The organism is Rhodanobacteraceae bacterium (assembly GCA_016713135.1).
GTDB lineage: Bacteria > Pseudomonadota > Gammaproteobacteria > Xanthomonadales > SZUA-5 > JADKFD01.
The window spans coordinates 278,294-300,035 of the sequence record JADJPR010000003.1 but is presented as its reverse complement, the minus strand read 5'-3'; the positions used below and the strand labels follow the sequence as shown (position 1 = coordinate 300,035).

At 68.9% G+C, this 21,742-nt stretch carries 15 protein-coding genes and 3 pseudogenes; 7 read left to right on the top strand and 11 right to left on the bottom strand.

Annotated elements, in window-relative coordinates:
- Positions 1–19: 19 nt before the first annotated feature.
- The 5 genes and pseudogenes from IPK27_05560 to IPK27_05540 form a co-directional block, all read right to left on the bottom strand.
- Positions 20–895, bottom strand: coding sequence for a HAMP domain-containing histidine kinase (locus IPK27_05560; protein ID MBK8067093.1), 876 nt, complete (start codon positions 893–895; stop codon positions 20–22).
- 126 nt (positions 896–1,021) lie between these two features.
- Positions 1,022–1,267, bottom strand: a pseudogene (locus tag IPK27_05555) (hypothetical protein).
- A 657-nt stretch (positions 1,268–1,924) separates the two neighbouring features.
- Positions 1,925–2,047, bottom strand: a pseudogene (locus tag IPK27_05550) (hypothetical protein).
- A 547-nt stretch (positions 2,048–2,594) separates the two neighbouring features.
- Complete coding sequence (locus IPK27_05545; GenBank protein MBK8067092.1) at positions 2,595–3,356, bottom strand: hypothetical protein; 762 nt, start codon at positions 3,354–3,356, stop codon at positions 2,595–2,597.
- 29 nt (positions 3,357–3,385) lie between these two features.
- Complete coding sequence (locus IPK27_05540) at positions 3,386–4,471, bottom strand: ribonuclease D (GenBank protein MBK8067091.1); 1,086 nt, start codon at positions 4,469–4,471, stop codon at positions 3,386–3,388.
- Positions 4,472–4,504: 33 nt separating this feature from the next.
- Here IPK27_05540 and IPK27_05535 point away from each other — a divergent pair, with 33 nt between their 5' ends.
- From IPK27_05535 to IPK27_05525, 3 genes are all read left to right on the top strand, one after another.
- Complete coding sequence (locus IPK27_05535) at positions 4,505–6,397, top strand: SUMF1/EgtB/PvdO family nonheme iron enzyme (GenBank protein ID MBK8067090.1); 1,893 nt, start codon at positions 4,505–4,507, stop codon at positions 6,395–6,397.
- A gap of 97 nt (positions 6,398–6,494) precedes the next feature.
- A complete protein-coding gene (locus IPK27_05530) occupies positions 6,495–7,862 on the top strand; it encodes a M28 family peptidase (GenBank protein ID MBK8067089.1) in 1,368 nt (455 codons plus the stop codon).
- A 110-nt stretch (positions 7,863–7,972) separates the two neighbouring features.
- Complete coding sequence (locus tag IPK27_05525) at positions 7,973–8,323, top strand: hypothetical protein (GenBank protein MBK8067088.1); 351 nt, start codon at positions 7,973–7,975, stop codon at positions 8,321–8,323.
- A gap of 110 nt (positions 8,324–8,433) precedes the next feature.
- Here IPK27_05525 and IPK27_05520 read toward each other — a convergent pair whose 3' ends face one another.
- Both IPK27_05520 and IPK27_05515 read right to left on the bottom strand, forming a co-directional pair.
- Positions 8,434–8,838, bottom strand: a complete 405-nt coding sequence (locus IPK27_05520; protein MBK8067087.1) for a hypothetical protein — start codon at positions 8,836–8,838, stop codon at positions 8,434–8,436.
- 23 nt (positions 8,839–8,861) lie between these two features.
- A complete protein-coding gene (locus tag IPK27_05515; GenBank protein MBK8067086.1) occupies positions 8,862–9,581 on the bottom strand; it encodes a DUF952 domain-containing protein in 720 nt (239 codons plus the stop codon).
- 2,334 nt (positions 9,582–11,915) lie between these two features.
- On the opposite strand from IPK27_05515, the gene IPK27_05510 reads away from it, so the two are divergent.
- On the top strand, positions 11,916–12,614 hold the full coding sequence (locus IPK27_05510; GenBank protein ID MBK8067085.1) for a DUF4337 family protein: 699 nt from the start codon (positions 11,916–11,918) through the stop codon (positions 12,612–12,614).
- Positions 12,615–12,659: 45 nt separating this feature from the next.
- Here IPK27_05510 and IPK27_05505 read toward each other — a convergent pair whose 3' ends face one another.
- The 3 genes and pseudogenes from IPK27_05505 to IPK27_05495 all read right to left on the bottom strand — a co-directional run bounded on the left by IPK27_05505 (position 12,660) and on the right by IPK27_05495 (position 16,999).
- Positions 12,660–13,955 carry a dicarboxylate/amino acid:cation symporter gene (locus IPK27_05505; protein MBK8067084.1) on the bottom strand — a complete coding sequence of 432 codons (1,296 nt, stop codon included), beginning with the start codon at positions 13,953–13,955 and terminating at the stop codon, positions 12,660–12,662.
- A gap of 267 nt (positions 13,956–14,222) precedes the next feature.
- Positions 14,223–16,381 (bottom strand): annotated as a pseudogene (locus IPK27_05500) (xanthine dehydrogenase family protein molybdopterin-binding subunit).
- Between the two features lie 159 nt (positions 16,382–16,540).
- Positions 16,541–16,999, bottom strand: a complete 459-nt coding sequence (locus tag IPK27_05495; GenBank protein MBK8067083.1) for a (2Fe-2S)-binding protein — start codon at positions 16,997–16,999, stop codon at positions 16,541–16,543.
- 224 nt (positions 17,000–17,223) lie between these two features.
- Between IPK27_05495 and IPK27_05490 the strand changes: the two genes are divergently transcribed.
- Together IPK27_05490 and IPK27_05485 are read left to right on the top strand one after the other, a co-directional pair.
- Positions 17,224–19,584 carry a bifunctional acetate--CoA ligase family protein/GNAT family N-acetyltransferase gene (locus IPK27_05490; protein ID MBK8067082.1) on the top strand — a complete coding sequence of 787 codons (2,361 nt, stop codon included), beginning with the start codon at positions 17,224–17,226 and terminating at the stop codon, positions 19,582–19,584.
- A 180-nt stretch (positions 19,585–19,764) separates the two neighbouring features.
- Entirely contained in the window at positions 19,765–19,908 is a 144-nt protein-coding gene (locus tag IPK27_05485; protein ID MBK8067081.1) for a hypothetical protein, read from the top strand.
- A 123-nt stretch (positions 19,909–20,031) separates the two neighbouring features.
- Here the strand turns inward: IPK27_05485 and IPK27_05480 are convergent, their stop codons facing one another.
- Positions 20,032–20,532: a DUF3016 domain-containing protein gene (locus IPK27_05480; protein MBK8067080.1), complete on the bottom strand. Its 501-nt coding sequence runs from the start codon at positions 20,530–20,532 to the stop codon at positions 20,032–20,034.
- 165 nt (positions 20,533–20,697) lie between these two features.
- Between IPK27_05480 and IPK27_05475 the strand changes: the two genes are divergently transcribed.
- The gene (locus tag IPK27_05475; GenBank protein ID MBK8067079.1) at positions 20,698–21,738 is read left to right on the top strand and encodes a methyltransferase domain-containing protein; all 1,041 of its coding nucleotides are present in this window, start codon (positions 20,698–20,700) and stop codon (positions 21,736–21,738) included.
- Positions 21,739–21,742 lie beyond the last annotated feature (4 nt).

The following is a 21,742-nucleotide window of genomic DNA, read 5'->3' as shown; positions in this document are numbered from 1 at the left end:
AGCGACCGCCGGCGGCGGTTCAGGCCCCGTGCGCATGCGCCGGGTCAGCGGCGGTGGCTGCGGGGAGTTCCCGGGCGATGCGGATGCTGAAGCGGGTGCCCTGCCCCGGGCTGCTGTGGACGTCGATCTCGCCGCGCAGCCGGCTGCGCACGATGTTGTAGATGCTGTGCAAACCCAGGCCAATCGAGCCCTCGGCGCGGCGGGTGGTAAAGAACGGTTCGAAGATGCGCTGCAGATGCTCAGCGGCGATGCCCGCGCCGTCGTCGGCGAAATCGATCTCCACCTGGCCGTTGTCGCGTTCGCGGGCGCGGATGTTCAGGGTTCCGGCCTGGTTCTCGGCAAAAGCGTGCTGCAGGGCGTTTTGTGCGAGCCCTGAGATGACGTGCCCCAGGCTGCCGGGATAGCTGTCCAGGGTGAGCTCCGGCGGACAGTCGATCTGCACCTGGATTGGCCGGCGGCGCCAGGCCAGGGCCAGGTTGTCGATCACTTCGCGGAAGAAATCGGCGAGCACGAAGCGGCGGCGCTCGTCGGTGCTGCGGTCCACCGACACCTGCTTGAAGCTGCGCACCAGGCGTGCGGCGCGCGCGAGGTGGTCGTCGACCAGGCGCACCGCCTGCTCGCTGGTGGCGAAGAACTGATCGAGGTCGCCGGCGCGCAGCGATCTGTCGCCCACGCGCTGGCGCAGCGCGCGCAGTTGCTCACCCTGCACCGAGGCGGCGGTCAGCGCGATACCGAGCGGCGTGTTGATCTCGTGCGCGACGCCGGCGACCAGTTGCCCCAGCGAGGCCATCTTCTCGGCCGTGACCAGTTGCTCCTGCGCCTCCTGCAGGCGGATCAGCGCGGTCTCGATGCGCGCCTTGGCGCTGCTCAGCTCCTGGGTGCGCTCGGCCACCATGGCCTCCAGTTCATGCTCGTGACGCTTGAGCTTGGCGACATTCCAGCGGTGCACGCCGTAGCCGCCACCGAACAACGCAAGGATCGTTGCCAGCGCGAAGAAGGGGGTCTGCCATAGCTGCGGCGCGACCGTGATGGGCAGCACGAGTGGCGCATCGACGAAGCGGCCGACGCGGTTGCTGCCGCGAATCTCCAGGCGGTAGTCCCCGGGCCAGAGGCGGCTGTAGCTGACCAGGCGACGGGCCGCATCGTGCTCGATCCAGTCCTGGTCGTAGCCGACCAGGCGGTGCGCGTAGCGGTTGCGCTCGGGGGCGCTGAAATCGAGCGCGGCGAACTCGACCGCGAAGCTGCGGGTGCCCGGCGCCAGGACCATTCCCGCTTGCCAGGCTTCCGGCGCCAGCGGCTGGCCATCGACGCGCAACTCGGTGATCGCCAGCGGAGGGCGGTAGTCCCAGTCGCGAAACGCCGCGGGATCGACGATGGCGAGGCCGCGGCTGCCACCGAACAGCAACTGGCCGTTGCGCAGGCGGGCGTAGGAGCGGAACCACGGCGTGCCGATTTCCAGCCCGTCGGCGCGGGTCAGTTCGTGGATTCGGTCGGGCACGGGATCGTAGACGTAATCCTGGGTCCATATCCGGCCCCGTGCATCGTCGATCAGATTGGCGCCGAATGGGCGCCCGCCGATGCCCAGGCGCAGGCTCACGCGATCGAAGTCCGCGCGCTCGCCGTCCCAGGATTCGAGCCGGCTGAGGCCATTGGCGGTATCCACCCAGAGCCGCTGCTGCTGGTCGATCAACAGGCCGACGACGCTGCCACCGGCCAGTTCCTCGTGCTCGGGATCGTCCGCGACGACCCGCTGCAGCTCGCTGGCGCCAGGTTCCAGCACATAGAGCCCACCCGCACTGCCCACCCACAGGCGGCCGCTCTCCTCGCGCGCCAGGGTGTTGACGTCCGCCGCGAGCAGCCCGGCGCCGCGCACCGGGATGCCCACGGCGCGCTGCGCTGCCGGGCTCCAACGCGCCAGCCCGTAGTTGCTGCCCACCCACAAATCGCCGGACGGGTCGGCGAGCAGGCAGCGGATGGTATTGCCCTCCAGCCCCTGCGCCTTGCCGATGGCCTCGAAGCCGGCCTCCTCGCCCAGATATCGGTACATGCCCGCGAGCGTCCCGGCGTACAGGCTGCCGTCGCCGGTCCGTGCCAGGCTGATCACCGTGCCATTCCCCAGCGCGCCCGGCACGCCGCGCCGGGCGTCCAGGGTGGCGATCACGCCGCGATTCGGATCGACGATGTCGATGCCATCGCCACGGGTGCCGAGCCAGATGCGGCCGTCCGGCAGTTCCAGGATGCTGCTGATGCTGGCGCTGCTCAGGGTACCGGGCTCGCCGGGACGGCGATGCATCACGCGCACCGCACGATTGCCTGGATCGTGGTACTGCAGGCCGCCGCTGTAGCTGCCGATCCACACCTGCCCGGCGCGGTCGAGCAGGAAACTGCGGACCTGGGCGTGGCTCAGGCTGGTCGGCACCGCCGGGTCCGGCAAGTGCCGGCGCAGGATCCGGCCGGTCGCAGGATCAAGCACGACCACGCCCCCGAAACCGCCGAGCCAGAGTTCGTCCTCGCGCGGCTGCACCATCGCCAGCACCAGCGATTCGCTGGCGTCGGGCACGTCCTCCAGTCCCACCGGCACCGGCTGCAGGGACTCATCCGAAGGGTCGAGCAGGAAGCTGCCGACCTGCGCCGTGCCGATGCCGATGCGGCCATCGCGCAACTCGCTGAGGCTCATGATCAGCTGGCGCGACAGGCGCGGATCGGCAATGCGGTGATAACTGCCATCGGTGGCGCGCCGGCGCGCCACCCCATTCCAGCCGCCGATCCACAAATCGCCATCGCGCGCGGCCAGCAGGGCGAAGATGCGCTCGTCCTCGGCGCGGGTGTCGCTGCCGAAGCGCTGCAACTGGCGCTCGACGCGGCCAGTCGCCAGGATCGATCCGGTCCAGGCCCTCGCGCGTACCGAGCCAGATCGCGCCGTCCTTGCCCAGCGCGAGCGCGCGCACCTGGTCGTGCGAGGGCGTGTCGCTGCGCTGCGGATCGTGCTGCAGCCGGGTGAAGCGGTCGTGCGATGGATCGTAGACCGACACGCCGTTGGCATCGGTGCCGATCCACAGGCGCCCGTCGGGCCCGACCAGCAAGGCGCGCACGAAGGCGCCGCCGAGCGAATCCGGATCGCGCGGGTCGCGCGCGTAGCGTTTGAGCTGGTAGCCGTCGTAGCGGATCAGTCCGTTCGGCGTGCCGATCCAGATGAAACCCGCGGCATCCTGCGCCAGCGCAGTGACGTTGTTGTCGGGGATGCTGTCGGCATCCCCCACCGTCTGGAACAAGGGCTCGCCCAGCTCAAGCGCCCGCAGTGCCGGCGCGAAGCACAGCGCCAGCACGCAGGCCCCGCATCGCAGCAGCTTGCGCATGCGCCGATGTTATCCCAGCGCCGCACCGGCTACAGGCCCAGCACACCCTCGCGCCAACCACGCAGGTCGTCTGGCAGGGCGCCGAAGCGCGCCCAGTGGTCGAGCGCGCGCCGCGGCAGCAGGAAGTCGGCGCCGATACCGAGGCGCTCGGCGTGGCTGACGGCGTGTTCGCGCAGGTCGCGGGCGCGGGCCTTCTCGGCCTCGCTTTGTGCGGCGTACAGCGGAATCGCCAGTTCCTCGGCCGTGGCGGGCTGGGCCAGCACCGCTTCCAGCTTCTGCGCCAGTCGCGGGCTCGGCTTGCCGTCGGCAGCGACGGCGGCTTCGAGCTTGGCCAGGTCCGGCTGCTCCAGCAGCGCCGCGCGGATGGCGACCGGGTTGTCGAGGATCCATTTGCGCGGTCGGTTGCGTGCCGCAGCTTCTTGCTCGCGCCAGCTGAGGAGCCGCCACAGGCGCTGTTGCTGCGCCGGGCTCATGCGATCGATCGCGCGCACCTTGAGGTGAGGGTTCGGCTCGCCCGGTGCCAGCGCACGGGCCACCGCGCGGGCGCATTCCTCGGCCAGCCAGTCGCTGCGGCCCAGGTCCGCGAGCTGGCGCGACAACCTCGCGTGCAGCGCATGCAGGTGCTCGACGTCCTCGCCGGCGTAGCGGATCTGCTCGGCATCCAGCGGGCGCTTGAGCCAGTCGGTGCGGGTGGCGTGCTTGTCCAGCGCGATGCCCAGCTCCGCCTGCACCAACCGCTGATAGGACGGCGGCATCTCGTAACCGCACAGCACCGCGGCGATCTGGGTGTCGAACAAAGGCTGCGGCACCTGGCCGAGCGCATGCCCCAGCACCTCCAGGTCTTCGCTGGCACTGTGCACGATCTTGACGACGCCGGGCGCGGCCAGCAGCGGCACCAGGGCGGCGCCGACGCCGGCGACGAGCGGGTCGACCAGCGCGATGGCATCCGGTATCGCCAGCTGAACCAGCCCGAGTTCGGCGTGGAAAGTCTGGGTGCGAATGAACTCGGTATCGAGCGCGACTGTCGTATGGTTGAGGGCAGTGGCGACGAAGGTCGCGGCGGCCGGCGGGGTGGCGATCCATGCCGGCGCGGGCGCCGGATTCGTGACTGACACTGGGCATGCCTCTGAAGGTGGTGTGGCGGACGGATGGCTTCCGATCATCAATCCCGGCTGAGCTTCGCGATTGCGCTGACCATCATACTGGGCAGCGCGTGGGTAGGCTGGTGGCGCGGACAGCGCACGCAGGCGCCCGGCGAGTTGCGCGCGCCGGATGCGCCCTTGCGCGATGGACCCGCGATACTGGCTGTCGAAGGCAGCGCCGAGCCTAACGAGGAGCCACTCGACGAGCCGCTGGTCGAGGAGGCGTCCTCCGCAGCGGCGGCCGAGCCAGTCGATGTCAGCCCCGAGCAACTGGCCGAACTGATCGCGACCATGCGCAGCCAGCTCGAAGAGGGGCGGCTGCTGGAGCCGCTGGACCGCAGCGCGTTCGCCCAGGCGGCGCGCATCCTGGGGGTGGATCCGGCCAACGGCGAGGCGCGCGAAGTGCTCGCGCGGGCGCTCGGCGAATTGCGCGATGCGGGCAACCCGGTACTGCCGGAAAACCTGCTCGGCACCGCCGAGCGGGCGCTGTCCTTGCTACCGGAGGAACTTGCCGACGACAGCGTCGCGGTGGCGGTGCGCTCAGGTGTGGAACGCACGCGTGCGCTGCAACGCGAACTGGCGCGAGCGGAGCGCCTGGCCGCGCGCGAAGGCGCGGGGCCCAAGACCTTCGCCAGCGCAGTGGAGGGCTACCGCGCCGCGCTGCAGATCGACCCGGCGAACGCGCGCGCGCTGCGCGGGCTGGAGGACGTGCAGCGACGCATGCTCGAACGCGCGATCGCCGCCGCCTACGACCTGCGCTTTGCCACCGCCGACAAGTTGCTCGACCAGGCCGAGGAAGTGCAGGCGGGCACCTCGCGTGTGCTCGACGTGCGCTCGCAGGTGATGGCCTTCCGCGCCCAGACTCAGGCCGAACGCCTGGCCCAGTTCAAGGACGCCCTGGCCGCGAATGATCTGGCGAGCGCCGAGAGCGCCCTGGAGGTGCTGCGGCGACTGCTCGACGACAATGCACAGATCAGCGACCTGGAGCGCAAGATCGTCAACGTGCGGCTGTATGGCGGCTACGCGCCGGGCGAGCGCTTCGGCGACAGCCTGGCAGACGGCAGCCGTGGCCCGCGCATGGTGGTGGTGCCGGTCGGCTCGCTGCTGATGGGCTCGCCGGAGGCAGAACCCGGACGCAGCAAGAGCGAAGGGCCGCAGCGGCCGCTGGAGTTCGCGCGCGGCTTCGCGCTGGCGCGCAACGAAATCAGCGTGGCCGAGTTCCGCGCCTTCGTGCAGGCCACCGGCTACACCACCGATGCCGAGCGCAGCGGCGCATCGGCGGTGTACGACGAGAAGACCGGACGCATGAGCAAGTCCCGCCGGATCACCTGGCAGCGCGGCTACAACGGTGCCCGGGCCCGCGACAACGACCCGGTGGTGCACGTCTCGTGGAACGACGCGCGCGCCTACGCCGACTGGCTGCGCGAGCAGACCGGCAAGCCCTACCGCCTGCCGACCGAGGCCGAGTTCGAATATGCGCTCAGGGCCGGCAGCCGCACGCGCTTCCCCTGGGGCGATTCCGACCCGACCAGCGTGGTTGCCAACCTGGCGGGCGCCGACGAGTCCTCGCGCTCCGGACGCCACTGGAACCAGGGCTTCGCTGGCTACGACGACGGTCACTGGGGCCCGGCGCCAGTGCGCAGCTTCGAGCCCAACCCATTCCGCCTGTATGACCTCGAAGGCAATGTGTCCGAGTGGGTGGAAGACTGTTGGCACGATGATTTCCTGCGCGCGCCGGAGACCCCGATCGCCTGGGTCAATCCGGGCTGCGAATTGCGCGTGGTCCGCGGTGGCTCCTGGGGCAGCGCGCGCGAGCAAGTGCGCAGCGCCTGGCGTGGCGGCGTGCTGGCCGATTCCGGCGGCGCGCGTGTGGGATTCCGTGTCGCGCGCGATCTGTGAGCTGGCACGGGAACTGTGAGCCCGCGCAGGGCTGGTGACGCGGCGCGCCGGCGCGCTTGCCGCTAAGATCCCGCACCTGCTCAACCGGAGTCCGCAAATGCGCCATTCACTGGCTTGCCTGCTAAGCGCCTCCCTGCTCGCAACCTTGGCGACACCGGCAGTTGCCGAACCGGTTCCGACGGTGATCGTCGAGATCTCCGGACTCGGCGCCGCGCGTGTGCAGGCCTTGAAGCAGGATGCGACGGTGCGCTGGGCCGCCGAGTTCGGCACCGAGATGCTGCTCGGCGTCGCGCCGGCGGCTCTGAAGGAATGGCAGTCGCGGCCGGGCGTACGCGCCGGCCTGGGCCTGCTGGATCGCGACGAAATCTGGGTGCGCAGCCATGTCTGCATCCACGAGTCGCAACAGCCGGCGCTGGGCGCGGTCGGCGGCTTCGAGGTGCTGCGCATGCCGCCCTCGGCGATCCGCCATGCCAAGCTGAGTGGCGTCAACGGATCGGCGCTGCCCGCGGACGGCGTCGTCGCGCGCGAGAGCGGTAACAGCGATGCGCCCAAAGCCGCCATGGGCGCCACCGCCGACGTGCAGGCGGTGGTCGACCGGATCGACCCCGAGCGCTGGTTCCAGACCATGAGCCTGCTCGCGGGCTTCAACCGCAACACTTACAGCCCCGCACTCGGCAGCGCGAGCGACTGGATCCTCTCGGCCTTCGAAGGCGCGAACCTGAGCACCTCGGTGTTCGAGTACAACCTCACAAACATCAGCCTGTGTCAGGGCTCTCCCCCGGTCGATGTCGACAACCCGATCGGCCTCAAACGGGGCGATTCGCTGCCAGACGAATGGATCGTGGTCGGCGCGCACTACGACTCGCGCAACTCGGCGCGCTGCGACGGCACTACCAATCCGCAGCCCGGCGCCAACGACAACGCCTCGGGCTGCGCCGGCGTGATCGAACTGGCACGCGCCTTCGCCGATGTTGCGACCCAACGCTCGGTGCTGTTCATGTGCTTCTCCGGCGAGGAACAAGGCCTGTGGGGCAGCCGGCGCTATGTCGAATCACTGCAGGCCTCCGGCGACATCGCCAAGGTCAAGCACATGATCAACCTGGACATGATCGGCTTCGATGCCGGCGGCACCCTGGATGCGCAGGTGGTCACCAGCACCACACATGCCGCGCTGCAGTCGCAGTATGTCGCCGCCGCTGCCACCTATGCGCCCGAGTTGAACATCATCACCAGCACCAGCGTCGGTGCGAACACCGATTACTGGTACTTCCTGCAAGCGGGCGTGCCGGCGTTCTTCACCTGGGAGAACGGTGCGGGCAATTATCCGCACTACCACCAGGCTACGGACCTGCCGGCCAACATGACCAACGCACGCCCCTTGGCCGGCGGCATCCTGAAAATGGACGCCGCGATGTTGGCGACCATCGCCGGCATCGGCCCGCTGTTTGCCGACGGGTTCGAATGAACGTCCCGCCCGGACGCACGCAAGCCGCGGCTTGACACATGACGGCGCCAATCCCAGCCTAGCAGCGGCGACGGCGCCATTTCGCGCGCCGGCCTGACAGGGGAATTCCGATGCGCAAGTTGTTGGCAGTGCTGCTGTTGTCGCTGTGCGGTTCGGCCGTGTCTGCCGAAGGCCTGACTTGCCAGGATGTGGACAACATGGGTGAGGCGCTGACGGCGCTCGGCGTGGCCCTGGACGATGAGAACGCCCAGATCGGCGCTGGCAGCGAGGAGCACCAGGCACTGGCCGACATCTCGGTGGGCCTCGCGCAGATCGCCGACGCCTACAACGACGAGGAATTCGGCGCCGCCGCGGTGGCGATGGCGGAGGCTTGGGGCAACAACGATCGCGACGCTTTCACCGGTGCGCTGGCGGACGTCGTGGCGCAGCTGGCCATGGTGCACGCGGCAAACTGCCAGTAAGGCGAGCATGCCGGCGTAGCCCGGAGCACCGCGCAGCGGTTCTCCGGGTGCTTGCCGCAAGTACCCGGTGATCGCGCTGCGCGCGCACGCCGGGCTACCAGATCCACCCGTCAGAGCGCGCCCGACGGAAAATGCCCGTCGACGTAATACCAGCGCCCCGCCTCGCGCACGAAGCGGCTGATCTCGTGCAGGCGCGTTGCCGGCCGGCCGCCGGATTTGCTGCGCGCGACGAACTCCACCTCGGCGTGATCCTCGTCGATGCGCCAGTGGCGGCGCACGTCCAGCCCCAACCAGCGGATCGTGCCCGGCGCCTCCAGGTCGAGGTGCGCAGGGCGCGTCGACGGGTGCCAGCTCTGCAACAGGTAGTCGCGGTCGCCCACGACGTAGGCGCTGTAGCGCGAGCGCATCAGGGCCTCGGCATCCGGCGCGGGCGCGCCGGCGTGCAGCCGGCCGCAGCAATCGCCATAAGCCTGCGGCAGTCCGCAGGGACAGGGGGCGTTGGCAACGAGACTCATCGACAAGTCCGGCGCTGGCGCATTCAGGGAAGCACAGCTTGCCACGGCGACGACGGCAGCGCGCGGCGCGCCAGCGCCACGCACGCAGTGGCCGGCAGCGGCGCGTACAGATGCGGAAACAGCGCACCGCCGCGCGCGGGCTCGAAGCGCAGCGCCGCGCCCAGCACGTCGGGATCGACTGCGAGCAGGACCAGCTCGGGCACCGCTGAAAAATACTTCGTCAGCGTTCCGGCAACCTGATCCGCCGCGGAGAGGTGCACGTAGCCATCGCGCAGATCGTCGGGCGAACCGGCCCACGCGCCATCCGCGCAGAGGCGCTGCCAGTCGCCGCCGGACAGCAGCTTGTAGATCCGGCGCGGATCCAGCGGCGGCAGACCCGCGGGCGTCGGCGCTGGCAAGCTCACAGCGACAGCAGCACCACGCCGAACTGCGCCGGAACCTGGACGGTCAGCCCTGCGCTGGCGGCCTTGGGCGCCTCGCCTCCGAGGAGATCGGTCCAGACGCCGGCGCGCAGGCCCTCGGGCAGCTTCAGTTCGACGGTCGCTGCCTCGGTGTTGTTGTTGATCGCGACGATCGCGGCCTGGTCGCCCAGCCGTCGCAGCCACACGATCACGTGCTCGTCGAGGTAGATCGGCGCTTCCAGGCTGCCATGTCGCAGCACGGCATGCTGGTTGCGCAAGCCGATCAGGCGCTTGAACTCGGCGCGCAGGTCCAGGTCCGGCTTGCCGCCCAGCTCCGGCCATGGATAGGTGCCGCGGTTGAAGGGATCGTCGCCACCGGTCACACCCACTTCGTCGCCGTAGTAGACCGCCGGAGAGCCCGGGAAAGTCATCTGCCACAGCACGGCCAGACGCATGCGCTGCTTCGCCTGTGCGCTCGCTGAGGGATCGTTTCCGTGATCGCCAAGCACGTGCAGCGAGCGTGCCTGGTCATGCGTGGACAGCAGGTTCATCAGCGCCGAGAAGGCCTGCGGCGGATAGTGCTCGCGCATCAGCTCGATGTTCGGATACAGCCGGCGCGCATCGCCGCCGGCGGCGTATTCGAGGACGGTGTTGCGGAAGATGTAGTTCATGGTCGAGTCGAACATGTCGCCGACCAGGTACTTGCTGGCGTCGAACCAGGTCTCGGCGATGGCCAGCGCATCGGACCGATGCGACTTCACCGAGTAGCGCCATTCGCGCCAGAAGGAGTCGGGCACCCAGGGCGCCACATCCATGCGCCAGCCGGCCGCGCCCTGATTGAGCCAGTGCTGCATCATGGATTGCGGCGTGGCATAGGCAAAATGGATGAAGCTGGCCGACAGCTTGTCGAGTTCCGGCAGATCCCGCGAGCCGGACCAGCCGGTCCAGGGCTGCTCCGGGTTGTCCGGGTCCAGCATGTACCAGCTGAACCACGGCGATTGCGGCTGGATTTTCCCACCTTCCACTGCACCGACGCCCGGATGGTTGCCGTAGCGATCGAAGTAGACCGAGTCGATGCCGGTGTGATTCAGGGACGTATCGAGGATCACGCGCATGTTGCGGCGCGCGGCCTGCTCGCTGAGTTTGCGGAAATCCGCGTCGGTGCCGAAGCCCGGGTCGATCTTCAGGTAGTCGGCGGTGTCGTACTTGTGGTTGCTGGCCGCGGCGAAGATCGGGGTCAGGTACAGGGTGTTGGCCCCGAGATCCTGGATGTAATCAAGCTGCTCGATGATGCCGGCGAGGTCGCCACCGAAGAAATCGTTCGCGTAGCGGTCGTCGGAGCCATCGCCAGTCCCGGAGAGGAAGGGTTTCTCGTTCCAGTCCTGGTGCAGCTCGACGGTGCCGTCGTGGAAGCGACGCTCGCCGGGCTTCGGGTCGTTGGACGGGTCGCCGTTGCGGAAGCGGTCGGGGAAGATGTAGTAGTAGACGATGTCCGGCGCCCAGCCCGGCACGCTGAACTGCGCCGAATAGACGGTCTGGCGGTAGCGCCGGATCGCGCCGGCCTTGTCCGGCAGGAAGCCGATCAACCCGCGGCCGCTGCTGCCGCGCTCGCGGGTCCAGAACACCAGGTCGCGGTTGTTCTGCAAGGCGTAACGCTCACCGCCGATCTTCAGTTCGAACCAGTAGCCGTAGACACCGTAGTCCTCGAAGGATTGCTGCGCGGTCCAGCGCTCGCGCTCGCCGTCCTGGCTGCGCTCCATGGGCACCCGCGCCAGCTCGGTGTATTCGAGGATCTCCTGGTTGCCTTCGAGGCGCCGCGACTCGACCACCAGCGTCGCCGACTCGACGCCCGGCAGCGCGCTCAGCGTGAAGCTGAGAGGCGTTCCCGGCACCACCGCGCCGAAAGGTGTCTTGTGCGCCGGGTCGCGCGAGTCGAAGCGCACGCTGAGTGCGACAGGATCGCTCACCTCGCGCGCCTGCGGGTCATCGAAGGACTTGGGGCCGACACTGAGCGAGGGCTGCGCGCCGGCGAACGCAAGCCGCACCGTGTGCACCCCGTCGAAGGCGAAACGCAGGTTGCCGGTACCACCCGGATCGCTGTCGCGTGCCGGGCGCAAGGCCACGCCGGACTGCAGCAGCGCGGTGGTTCCGGCGGCGGCGCCGAAGGTGCTGGTGTCGCTCCAGGCGGCATCGGCGACCTTGAAGTCGTGGCCACCGTGGGCGTCCACGTTCAGGTAATAGCCGTCGCAACGGTACTGGAAAGCGTATTCGTCGAGCGCACCCCAGGCATTCAGCGAGCCGCGCAGGTACAGCGTGGTCCCGCCGAGCGGCGGCGGCGCGCAAGCGGCCGCTGGCGGGTCGGCCGGGGCGGCCAGTTCCGGGGTCGGTGGCGCGGCACAGGAGGCCAGCGCGACCAGAAATGCGCTGGCGCCGAGGCGGAGGACTTGGGTCGGGTTCATCGATGGGTTCCGGGGCGGCGCGCGGCACTGGCGCGTCAAGACCGGGAAAGATCGACCGATCCCGGCCGGGATGCAACCAGCGTGACAAGGCCTGCAACGGCAGCGACAGGACCTTCACGCGGACACCCTGCCGCGGCGGGCGCAAACAGGACAGAATCAGCGGGCGCCGCGCGCCGCGCGCGGCGGTCCGACGACACCAACCCTGGGGGAATCATCGATGAGTGCTGACGACAACAAGCCATTTGACCCGTTTGAACTGGCCGCTGCGATCCTGCTCGGCATTGGCGCGATCGGCACCGCCGTCGCCGGCCACCAGTCCGGCCTGTGGGGCGGCCAGAGCGTCGAGGCCTATGGCGAAGCCGCCGCGCTGACCACCAAGGCGTCCAGCACCTACAACGACGAACTGACCACCTACATGCAGGACACCCAGGTGGACATCCGCGCCAAGGAGCTGATCTGGGAGGGCTCGGAATCCGAAGACGACGCCGCTGGCGAACGCCAGCTGGGGATGGCGAGCTGGATGCTGATCACGCAAACCTCCGATGCGGCCTACAAGTTTCTCGGCCTGCCGGAAGCCAAGCGCAAGGCCTACTGGGAGGGCGACTCCGAGGTGGTGCTGTCGTCAGAGGAACTCGACAAGGCGCTGGAGATCGACCTCGACGACGACTACGTGCAGGAAGTGTTCGGCAGCAGCGACGACGAGTTCGAAGCCGCCGACAAACGCTTCAACGAGGGCCGCGACGCCAACAACAAGGGCGATCAGTTCTCGCTCGCGGGGGTCATCCTGACCGTCGCGCTGTTCTTCGCCGGTATCTCGCTGATCTTCAAGACCGGCATGCGCTGGGTCTTCCTCGGCATGGGCGCGCTGGTGCTGGCCGGGGGCCTGGGCTTCATGGCGACCTTGAGCTGGGCCTGATTGCGGCGCCGCGGCGGGAGCCCATGCGGCTCCCGCTGCGGCAGCTCAGGATGCCTGCGGCGCCGGGTCTGCATCCGGTTCGCCGCGGGCCACCACCACCGCACCGACCAGATCGCCGGTGACGTTGACCGTGGTCCGGCACATGTCGAGGAAGCGGTCGACCCCCAGGATCAGGCCGATGCCTTCCGGCGGGATGCCGAACATCGCCAGGATCATGGCAATCACCGGCAGCGAACCTCCGGGGACACCGGCGGCGCCGATGCCGCCCAGGATGCACAGGAACAGCACCGTGACCTGCTGCGTCAGCGACAGCTCGACGCCGAAGAACTGCGCCAGAAACAGCACCGTGATGCCCTCGAACAGCGCCGTACCGTTCATGTTGGCAGTGGCGCCCAGGGTGCAGACAAAGCGGCCGATGCGGCGCGGCACGCCGAGACGTTCTTCGGCCACCATCAGCGTGGTCGGCAGGGTGGCCGAACTGGAGGACGTCGAGAACGAAGTGAGGATTGCCGGCTCCGCGCGCTTGAAGAACTCCAGCGGCGACATCCGCCCGACGAATTTCACCAGCAGCGGGAACACGATGAAGAAATGGATGCCCAGCGCCAGCACCACGGTACCGACGAAGCGTGCCAGTTGCACCAGCACATCGAAACCCAGGCGCGCGGTGATCGAGAACAGCAGCGCGGCGACCGCGTAAGGCGCCAACTGGATGACCCAGTCGATCAACCGCAGGCAGATGTCGTAAATGCCCTGCACGGTGCCGAGGAAGGTCTTCGTGCCATCCGTGCGCAGCACGGTGGCGGCGACACCGACCATCAGCGCAAAGAACATCACGCCGATCAGGTCGCCATTGACGGCCGACGCCAGCGGATTGCGCGGCACGATGTTGAGCAGAAGATCGATACCCGAGAATCCCTCACGCTTGGCGACAATGGCACCGGCGCTCTCGGCAGAGCTGGCCAGGATCGCCTGCCCCGCCTCCGGGGACAGGCCCCGACCAGGTTGCAGCAGGTTCACCACCACCAGGCCAATGGTCACCGCCACGGCCGTCACCACCAGAATGTAGAGCAGTGTCTTCAGGCCGATGCGGCCAAGGGCCGAGGGCTCGCCAATCTCGACCACGCCCAGGACCAGCGCGGAGAACACCAGCGGCACCACCAGCATGAACAGCAGGCGCAGGAAGATCTGCCCGACGGGATTGGCAACATAAGTCACCAGCGCGTTGAGCCAGTCGCTGTCGGCCGCCCACACATTGGCGGCAATACCGGCCAACGCACCGGCGACGAAGCCGATCAGCATCTTGGTGTGCAGCGGAATGCCGCCGCGTGTGTGCTCACTCATCGCCGCTCCGGATCGCCTTGTTGCGCTTGGCGATCCTACGCGCTCGCGGCCCGCGCGCGCGAGCCCGCCGGGGACAATTGCCGGTCGCGCGATGCGCGCCCGCCCGGCCATGCGGCCTTGCCCAGCGTAGGCCGGTACGGCGCAGCCGTTCTCCGACTGGCGGGTCGCGGCAATCACCCGGAGAGCACGCCACGCGCGCACTCCGGGCTACGCGGGCCTACCCGAGCGTAGGCCGGTGTACGGCGCAGCCGTGCACCAGCTGCAGCCTCAGGCCTTGAGCGCCGCCAGGTCCAGCGGCAACGCATGCAGCCGCTTGCCGGTCGCGGCGGCGATTGCGTTCGCCAGCGCCGGCGCCGCCGGCGGGGTGCCGGGCTCACCGACGCCACCCATCGCCGCGCCGCTCTCGAGGATGTGCACCTCGACCGCCGGCGCCTGGGCCATGCGCAGGATCGGGTAGTCGTTGAAGTTGTTCTGCACCACCTTGCCCTGGTCGAAGGTGATCGCCTCGCCGAGTGCGGCGGAGATGCCCATCAGCGCACCGCCCATGATCTGCGCCTTGACCGTGTCCGGGTTGACCACGCTGCCGCAATCGACCACCGCGGTGAGCTTGTGGATCTTCAGCTTGCCGTCGTCGATCGACACCTCGACCACCTGGCCGACCAGCGAACCGAAGGAGCCGTGGATCGCCACGCCCTGGTGGTGGCCCTTCGGTGCCTTGCCCCAGCCGGAGACCTCGCGCAGCTTCTTCAGCAGTTCCACCTGGCGCGGGTGCTTCTCCAGCAGGCCGATGCGGTAGTCGATCGGATCCGCCTTGGCACGCGCTGCCGCTTCGTCGATCAGCGTTTCCTTCACGTAGGCGGTGAAGCTGTGGCCGACCGAGCGCCACCACAACACCGGCACCGTGGCCTTGGCCATGTGGTAGCTGACGGCAAGGTTGGGCGTGGCATACGGCCAGTCGTCCAGGCCTTCGACCTGACTCGGGTCGACACCGGTCTTCTCGATGCCGGCGCCGAAGGGCGTGCCGAGCATGATCGACTGGTTGGCGATCTTGACCCGCAGCGCCTCGGGCTGGCCGTCCGCGGTGAGCGACAACTGCGTCGACACGCGCGAGCGCGGCCGGTAATACCCGCCCTTTATGTCGTGTTCGCGCGGCCACACCAGCTTGACCGGTGCCTTGACCGCCTTCGATACCGCGACCGCCTCGCGCACGAAATCGCTGGCCGGATTGGCGCGCCGGCCGAAGCCGCCGCCGAGCAGCGTGGTGTGCAGCACCACCTTGTCCGGGGTGGTGCCGGCCACTTGCGCCGCGGCCATCTGGTCGAAGGTCTGGAACTGGGTCGGCGCCCACACCGTGACGCCGTCGTCGCGCACATCCGCGGTGGCGTTCATCGGCTCCATCGGCGCGTGCGACAGGTAGGGGAAATCGTACTCGGCGCGGATCGGCTTTTTCGCATCGGCCAGCACTTTGGCGGCATCGCCCTCGGCCTTGACCTTGGCGCCATCGCCCTTGAGTGATTCGTCCATCGCCGCGCGCTGGCTGGCGCTGCTGAAACCGGCGGCCTCGCCGTCGTCCCATTCGCAGACCAGCGCGTCGAGGCCCTGCTTCGCCGCCCAATAATGCTCGGCGACCACGGCGACGCCGGAATGGATCTCGACCACCTGGCGCACGCCCTTGACCGCCGTGGCCTTGCTGTCGTCGACCTTCTTCAGCTTGCCGCCGAACACCGGCGGACGCGCGACCAGCGCGGTCAGCATGCCGGGCACGCGCACATCCAGGCCGAAACCCGCGGAGCCGGTGACCTTGGCGCGGCCGTCGATCCGGTGTTGCGACTTGCCGACCAGCTTGAAGGCCTTGCTGTCCTTGAGCGCGACTTCGGTGGGCGCGCTGAGCTTGGCGGCGTCCGCAGCCAGCTCGCCGTAGTGCCAGCGCTGGCCGGGCTCCGGGCCGATCACGGCGCCGCCCTCGGTGCGCAGCTTGCCGCCTCGATCCCGCTCTTCGCCGCCGCGGCGGCCAGCATCATCGCGCGCGCGGTGGCGCCGACCTTGCGCATCTGCTCGTAGGAGGTGTGCGTGCTGGTGCTGCCGCCGGTGGCCTGGATACCCCATTGCGCATGCGCGAACTCGGGGCGCGCGTCGCCCGGCAGGGCGCTGACCTTCGCCCAGTCGGCGTCCATTTCCTCGGCGACGATCATCGCGATCGAGGTCATGATCCCCTGCCCCATCTCCGAATGCTTGATGTACACCGTGATGGCGCCATCCGGGGCGATGGTCAGGAAGGCGTTCAGCTCGACCGGCCCGGCAGCTGCCGCCGTGGCGGTGGCGGCCCAGGACTGCGGCGCCAGGTGCACGCCGAGCACCAGCGCGCCGGCGAGCGCAGAAGACTTCGCGATGAATCCGCGGCGCGACAGGTTGACGATCTCGTTCATGGCTCCGGTCCCCGGTTCGCTGTGCTCTTCAGTGGAATGGAAGCTGTTTTTTGTCCGCAAAGGACGCAAAGGACGCGAAGAAAAGCCGCAGCGATGATCTTCCCGCTCTTCTTTGCGCCCTTCGCGTCCTTTGCGGACAAAGAAATCTGTTCCGACGATTCAGCCCGACAACTTCGCCGCCGCCGCGTGGATCGCCGCGCGGATGCGCGGGTAGGTGGCGCAGCGGCACAAATTGCCGTCCATCGCGGTGTCGATCTCGGCGTCGCTGGGCTTCGGGTTGCTCTTCAGCAACGCCGCGGCACTCAGGATCTGGCCCGACTGGCAGTAACCGCACTGCACCACATCGAGGTCCAGCCAGGCCTGCTGCACCGCGTGCAGCGTGTCGCCGTCGGCCAGGCCTTCGATGGTGGTGATCTCCTTGCCGGCCACTGCAGACGCCGGCAGCACGCAGGAGCGCGTGGCCACGCCATCGATCTGCACGGTGCACGACCCGCACTGGGCCATGCCGCAGCCGAACTTGGTCCCGGTCATGCCGAGCAGATCGCGCAGCACCCACAACAGCGGCATGTCGTCGCTGGCATCGACCTGATGCACCTTGCCATTGATCTTCAGTTCCATCGCCCTGGCTCCGCTTCCGGTCTCGTGCGGCGAGGATACGCCTGCGCCGCGAACGTGGGGCGAAGGCCGAAGCCCATGCGTCGGAATCGGACGACGTTCCGGCTCCAACACCTGCAACCAATACCAACACCAGGCTGCACTTTGCGTCCTTTGCGGACCAATCAAATACTCAGCCGCGACACAGTCACCATCCATACTCGGCTCATGGCTGCGCGAGGACGCCGATGGACTCAAGGCCGCTGGACCGCTTGCTTGCTCCCCGCTCGCTGGCGCTGATCGGCGCCAGCGACCAGCCGGATTCGCTCGGCACCGCGTTCACGCGCCAGGCGCTGGATGCCGATTTCGGCGGCGCAGTGCACCTGGTCAACCGGCACCGCGACGAGGTCTTCGGGCGCGAGTGCCTGCGCGATGCTTCCGCGCTGCCCGAGGGCATCGACCTCGCCCTGGTGCTGACACCGTGGGCCAGCGTGGCCGAGATCATCGAGACCCTGGCGCGGCGCGGCTGCGGCGGCGCGGTGGTGGTCGGCATCGCCACCGAGAGCGGCTGGCCCTGGGCCTCGCGCGCGACCCTGCTCAAGCGATTGCAGAAGCAAGTCGCGAAGACCGGACTGCGCATCATCGGGCCGGCCAGCCAGGGCCTGACGCTGGCCCGCCTCGGGCTGAACCTGTCGCTGTGCCCGGCGCTGCCGCCGCCCGGCGGCATCGGCTTCGTGTCGACTTCCGGCGCGGTCGCGGGCGTGATCGCTGACTGGGCCGCGACGCGCGGCGTGGGCATGTCGGCCCTGGTCAGCCTGGGCGATCAGGTCGACGTGGACATCGCCGATTGCCTCGACTGGTTCGCGCGCGATGCCGCCACCCGCGCGGTGCTGCTGCACCTGGAGCAGCTGCCGCAGGCGCGCCGGTTGCTCTCGGCCGCGCGCGCACTGGCCTTCCGCAAGCCGGTCGTGGTGCTGAAGCCGCACACCCTGGGTTTTGCGCCGGGCGATCCGCTGGCAGCGCTGTCGAACGAGGTCCACCGCGCGGCATTTGCGCGCGCAGGGATGCTCCAGGCGCAGGACCTTGAGGAGTTCTGCGCCGCGGCCAACGTGGACCTGCCGGCCTGGCCGCACGCCGGACAACGCTTCTACATTGCCGGCAACGGCGGCGCCCTCGGCGCGCTGGCGGCCGATGCGGTGCTCGATTCCGGCGGCAGCCTGGCGCAGCCGTCGGCCGAGACGCTGCGCCAGCTGCAGTCGCTGCTGCCGGCCGGATCGGCGGTGAGCAACCCGCTCGACCTGATGCGCGACGCGGGCCCCGAGCGCTACGCCGTAGCCGGCACCGCGCTGGCGCACGACAGCGGCAGCGATGTGGTCCTCCTGCTACACCACCCGACCAGTTTCAGCAGCGGCAGCGAGATCGCGCGGGCGCTCAATCCCGTGCCCCAGGGCGAGGCGCTGGTGCTCGCGGCCTTCGCCGGCGCCGAACAGCAGCAGGCGCGGCGCATCCTCGGCGAGCGCGGCATCGCCGCGTTCCCGACCCCGGAGGCCGCGGTGCGCGCCTACGGGCTCAACCGGCGCTATTTCCAGCAGAAGTCGGAACTGATGCAGACGCCGCCGCCGCTGTTGCGCTGGCCAGGCCTGGACGCCGAGCGCATCGCCAGCAGCCTGCTGCGCCTCGGCGGCGACCCGCGGCGCCTGGGCGCGGGCCTGCTCGCCGAGATCGGTGTCGACATCGAGCTCGACGAGCGCCGTGCCGGACTGCTGCCATCGATCGGCCTGCGCTGCCATGCCGAGCTCGGTCCGTACGCCGTGGCCTGCAGTCGCGGGCGGCGCCACATCGAGTGCCTGCCGCTCGACCGCCTGCGCGTGGACCGCCTGATCGAGCGCGGCTGGGATGGCGTGGAGATCCCCGCCGACACGCGCGCCACGCTGCACGGCCATCTGCTGCGGATCGCCGAACTGATGGTCGCACGCCCGGAAATTCAGCGCATCGAGTTCGAGGGCGTGACCGGCGGCAGCAGCGGCGAACTGCTGGCGCACCTGGTGTTCGACTGGCAGCCCGGCAGCGAGCGCGCCGCGACCGCGTTCGCGCCTTTCCCCTGGTCGCTGGCGATGCCGCTGACCCTCGCCGACGGCACTGCCCTGCTGCTGCGCGCGATCCGTGCCGAGGACGAGCCGCAGTTGCAGGCTGGCTTTACCCAGCTTAGCCCGGAGGAGGTGCGCATGCGCTTCCTGTACCCACTCAAGGCGCTGACCCACGACCTGGCCGCGCGCCTGACTCAACTGGATTACGACCGCGAGATCGCGCTGGTGCTGGCCGACCATGAGCCGCCAGGCCAGGCCAAGCTGTATGGCGTGGTCCGCGCCAGCTTCGATCCGGCGCAGCGCAGCGCCGAGTTCGCCATCGTGATTCCGAAGCAACTCGGTGGGCAGGGCCTCGGCACGCGGCTGTTGCAGCGGATCATCGAACTCTGCCGCGCGGCCGGCATGCGCCGGATGCACGGCGACACCCTGCCGGAAAACCAGGCCATGCGCGCGCTGGCGCGCAAGTGCGGCTTCCACGAGGAACTCAAGGACCAGTTGATCCGTTTGACCCTGGACCTGTAGAGCGAAGCTTGCTCGTGCTTGCTCCGCTGCTGCCGGCCTTCAGCCGAGCAAGCTCGGCTCTACCAGGGCGACCGCGTGTCGTTTCCGCCGCGCGACTGCGTACTGCTGGATGAGCCGGGGCATTCCGCCCCGCTGGGGCCGGACCATGCGGCCTCGACCATCCGCACCCGGAGACTCGACATGCAGAAACCGAAGCCGAAACCGAAGCAAGCCGCCAGTGCCAAACCCGTCGCCCGCGACCTCAAGCCCAAAGCCGACGCCAAGGGCGGAGTGTTGATCGGCTTGCTGCTGCCAGCCGTTCAGAAGGTGCGCGAGGGCGGCTGAGGCCGCGCACGCAGGGGCCCACGCTAAACGCGGAGAACCGGCGCACACAGATCATGGCCTGCCAGCGTAGGCTTCGCTCCGCGTTCCTTTGCGTCTCCGCGTTGAACTGTCAGTCGAAGGCAATCAGCCGCCGAACTCAGCGCGCATCCACTTGTCCAGCATGCGCTTCTCGTAGCGCAGCGCATCAGAACTCAGGCCGGCGCTGTGGGTGTCGAAGCCCACATCGCTGAGCTTGGCCTCGCCCGAGTCCAGCACCTGGCCATTCGCATCCTTGAGCACAAAGTTGAAGCTCATGCGCGGCGGGTACAGGCCGGTGACCAGGCGTACATCCTGCATTTGCGGCCTGAGCTGCGGCTTGTGGTCGCCGGCGAGGTCGATGTCAGTGAAGGAAATCGCCAGCGTCTGTCCAGCCTTGAGGTATTTCGCGCCCTTGGTCTCGACGTGCTTGCGCAGCGCCGCAAGGTTGGTGTTCTTCTCGGGCGAGGTCTTGAACGCGCGGTCGTTGACGTCGGTGAACTTCTCGGCGTTGACGAACTCGACGGATACGGGCGTGGGCCCCGCCGCCTGGACGCTCGTGGCGAGCAGCAGCAACGAAGCAAGGGTGACGTAGTTCGTGCGGTACATGGTCAGGCCTCCGGGACAGGACTGGCGCCAAACGTATCACGCGGCGGGGCCGGATTCGATCACGCCACCTGAATGCGCGAAAGCAGCTTCAGCGTGCGCCGGTCATCATGCGCACGCGGGCGCAAGCACCTATGCTGCCCGCCAACCCAAGTCACTGGAGTGCGCATGAACCGCGAACAGGCCATCGCCGACATCCGCCGCTATTACGGCGAGGTGCTGCAATCGAGCAAGGACCTGAAGACCGGCGCCTGCTGCACCATGGAAGCCATGCCGCCGCACCTGCGCGCACTGCTGGAGGATGTGCACCCGACCGTGCGCGAACGCTTCTATGGCTGCGGCTCGCCGCTGCCACCGGCGCTCGCGGGCATGACCGTGCTCGACCTCGGCTGCGGCTCCGGCCGCGATGCCTACCTGCTGTCGCGGCTGGTCGGCCCGCAGGGGCGCGTGATCGGCGTCGACATGACCGTCGAACAGCTGGAGGTGGCGCGCGCGCACCAGGCCTGGCACGCGGAGCGCTACGGCCATCCGCGCAGCAATGTCGAATTCGTCGATGGCTACATCGAGGACCTGGCCGGCTGCGGCATCAGCGACGCCAGCGTCGACGTGGTGGTGTCCAACTGCGTGCTCAACCTGTCGCCGGAAAAGGAGCGCGTGTTCGCCGAAATCATGCGCGTGCTCAAGCCGGGCGGCGAGCTGTACTTCTCCGACGTGTTCGCCGACCGCCGCATCCCCGAGGGCCTGCGGCGCGATCCGGTGCTGCTCGGCGAGTGCCTGTCCGGCGCGCTCTACGGCGAGGATTTCCGCCGGCTGATGGCGCGCGTGGGCTGCGCCGACACGCGCAAGCTCAGCGAGAGCCCGGTGCCGCTGTTCGACCAGGCGATCATCGCGAAGATCGGCATGGTGCGCTTCTCGTCGATCACCGTGCGCGCGTTCAAGCTGGCGCTGGAGGATCGCTGCGAGGATTACGGGCAGGTGGCCACTTACCTCGGCAGCATCCCCGAGCACCCGCACGCCTTCGAACTGGACGATCACCACCGCTTCGAGACCGGCCGGCCGATGCTGGTCTGCGGCAATACCTTCGACATGCTCGCAGGCACCCGCTACGCACCGCATTTCCGCCTGGCCGGCGACAAATCCACCCACTTCGGGCTGTTCGACTGCGCGGCGCCGGCGGCCGCGTCGGCACCCGCCGCCAGCTGCTGCTGAGGAC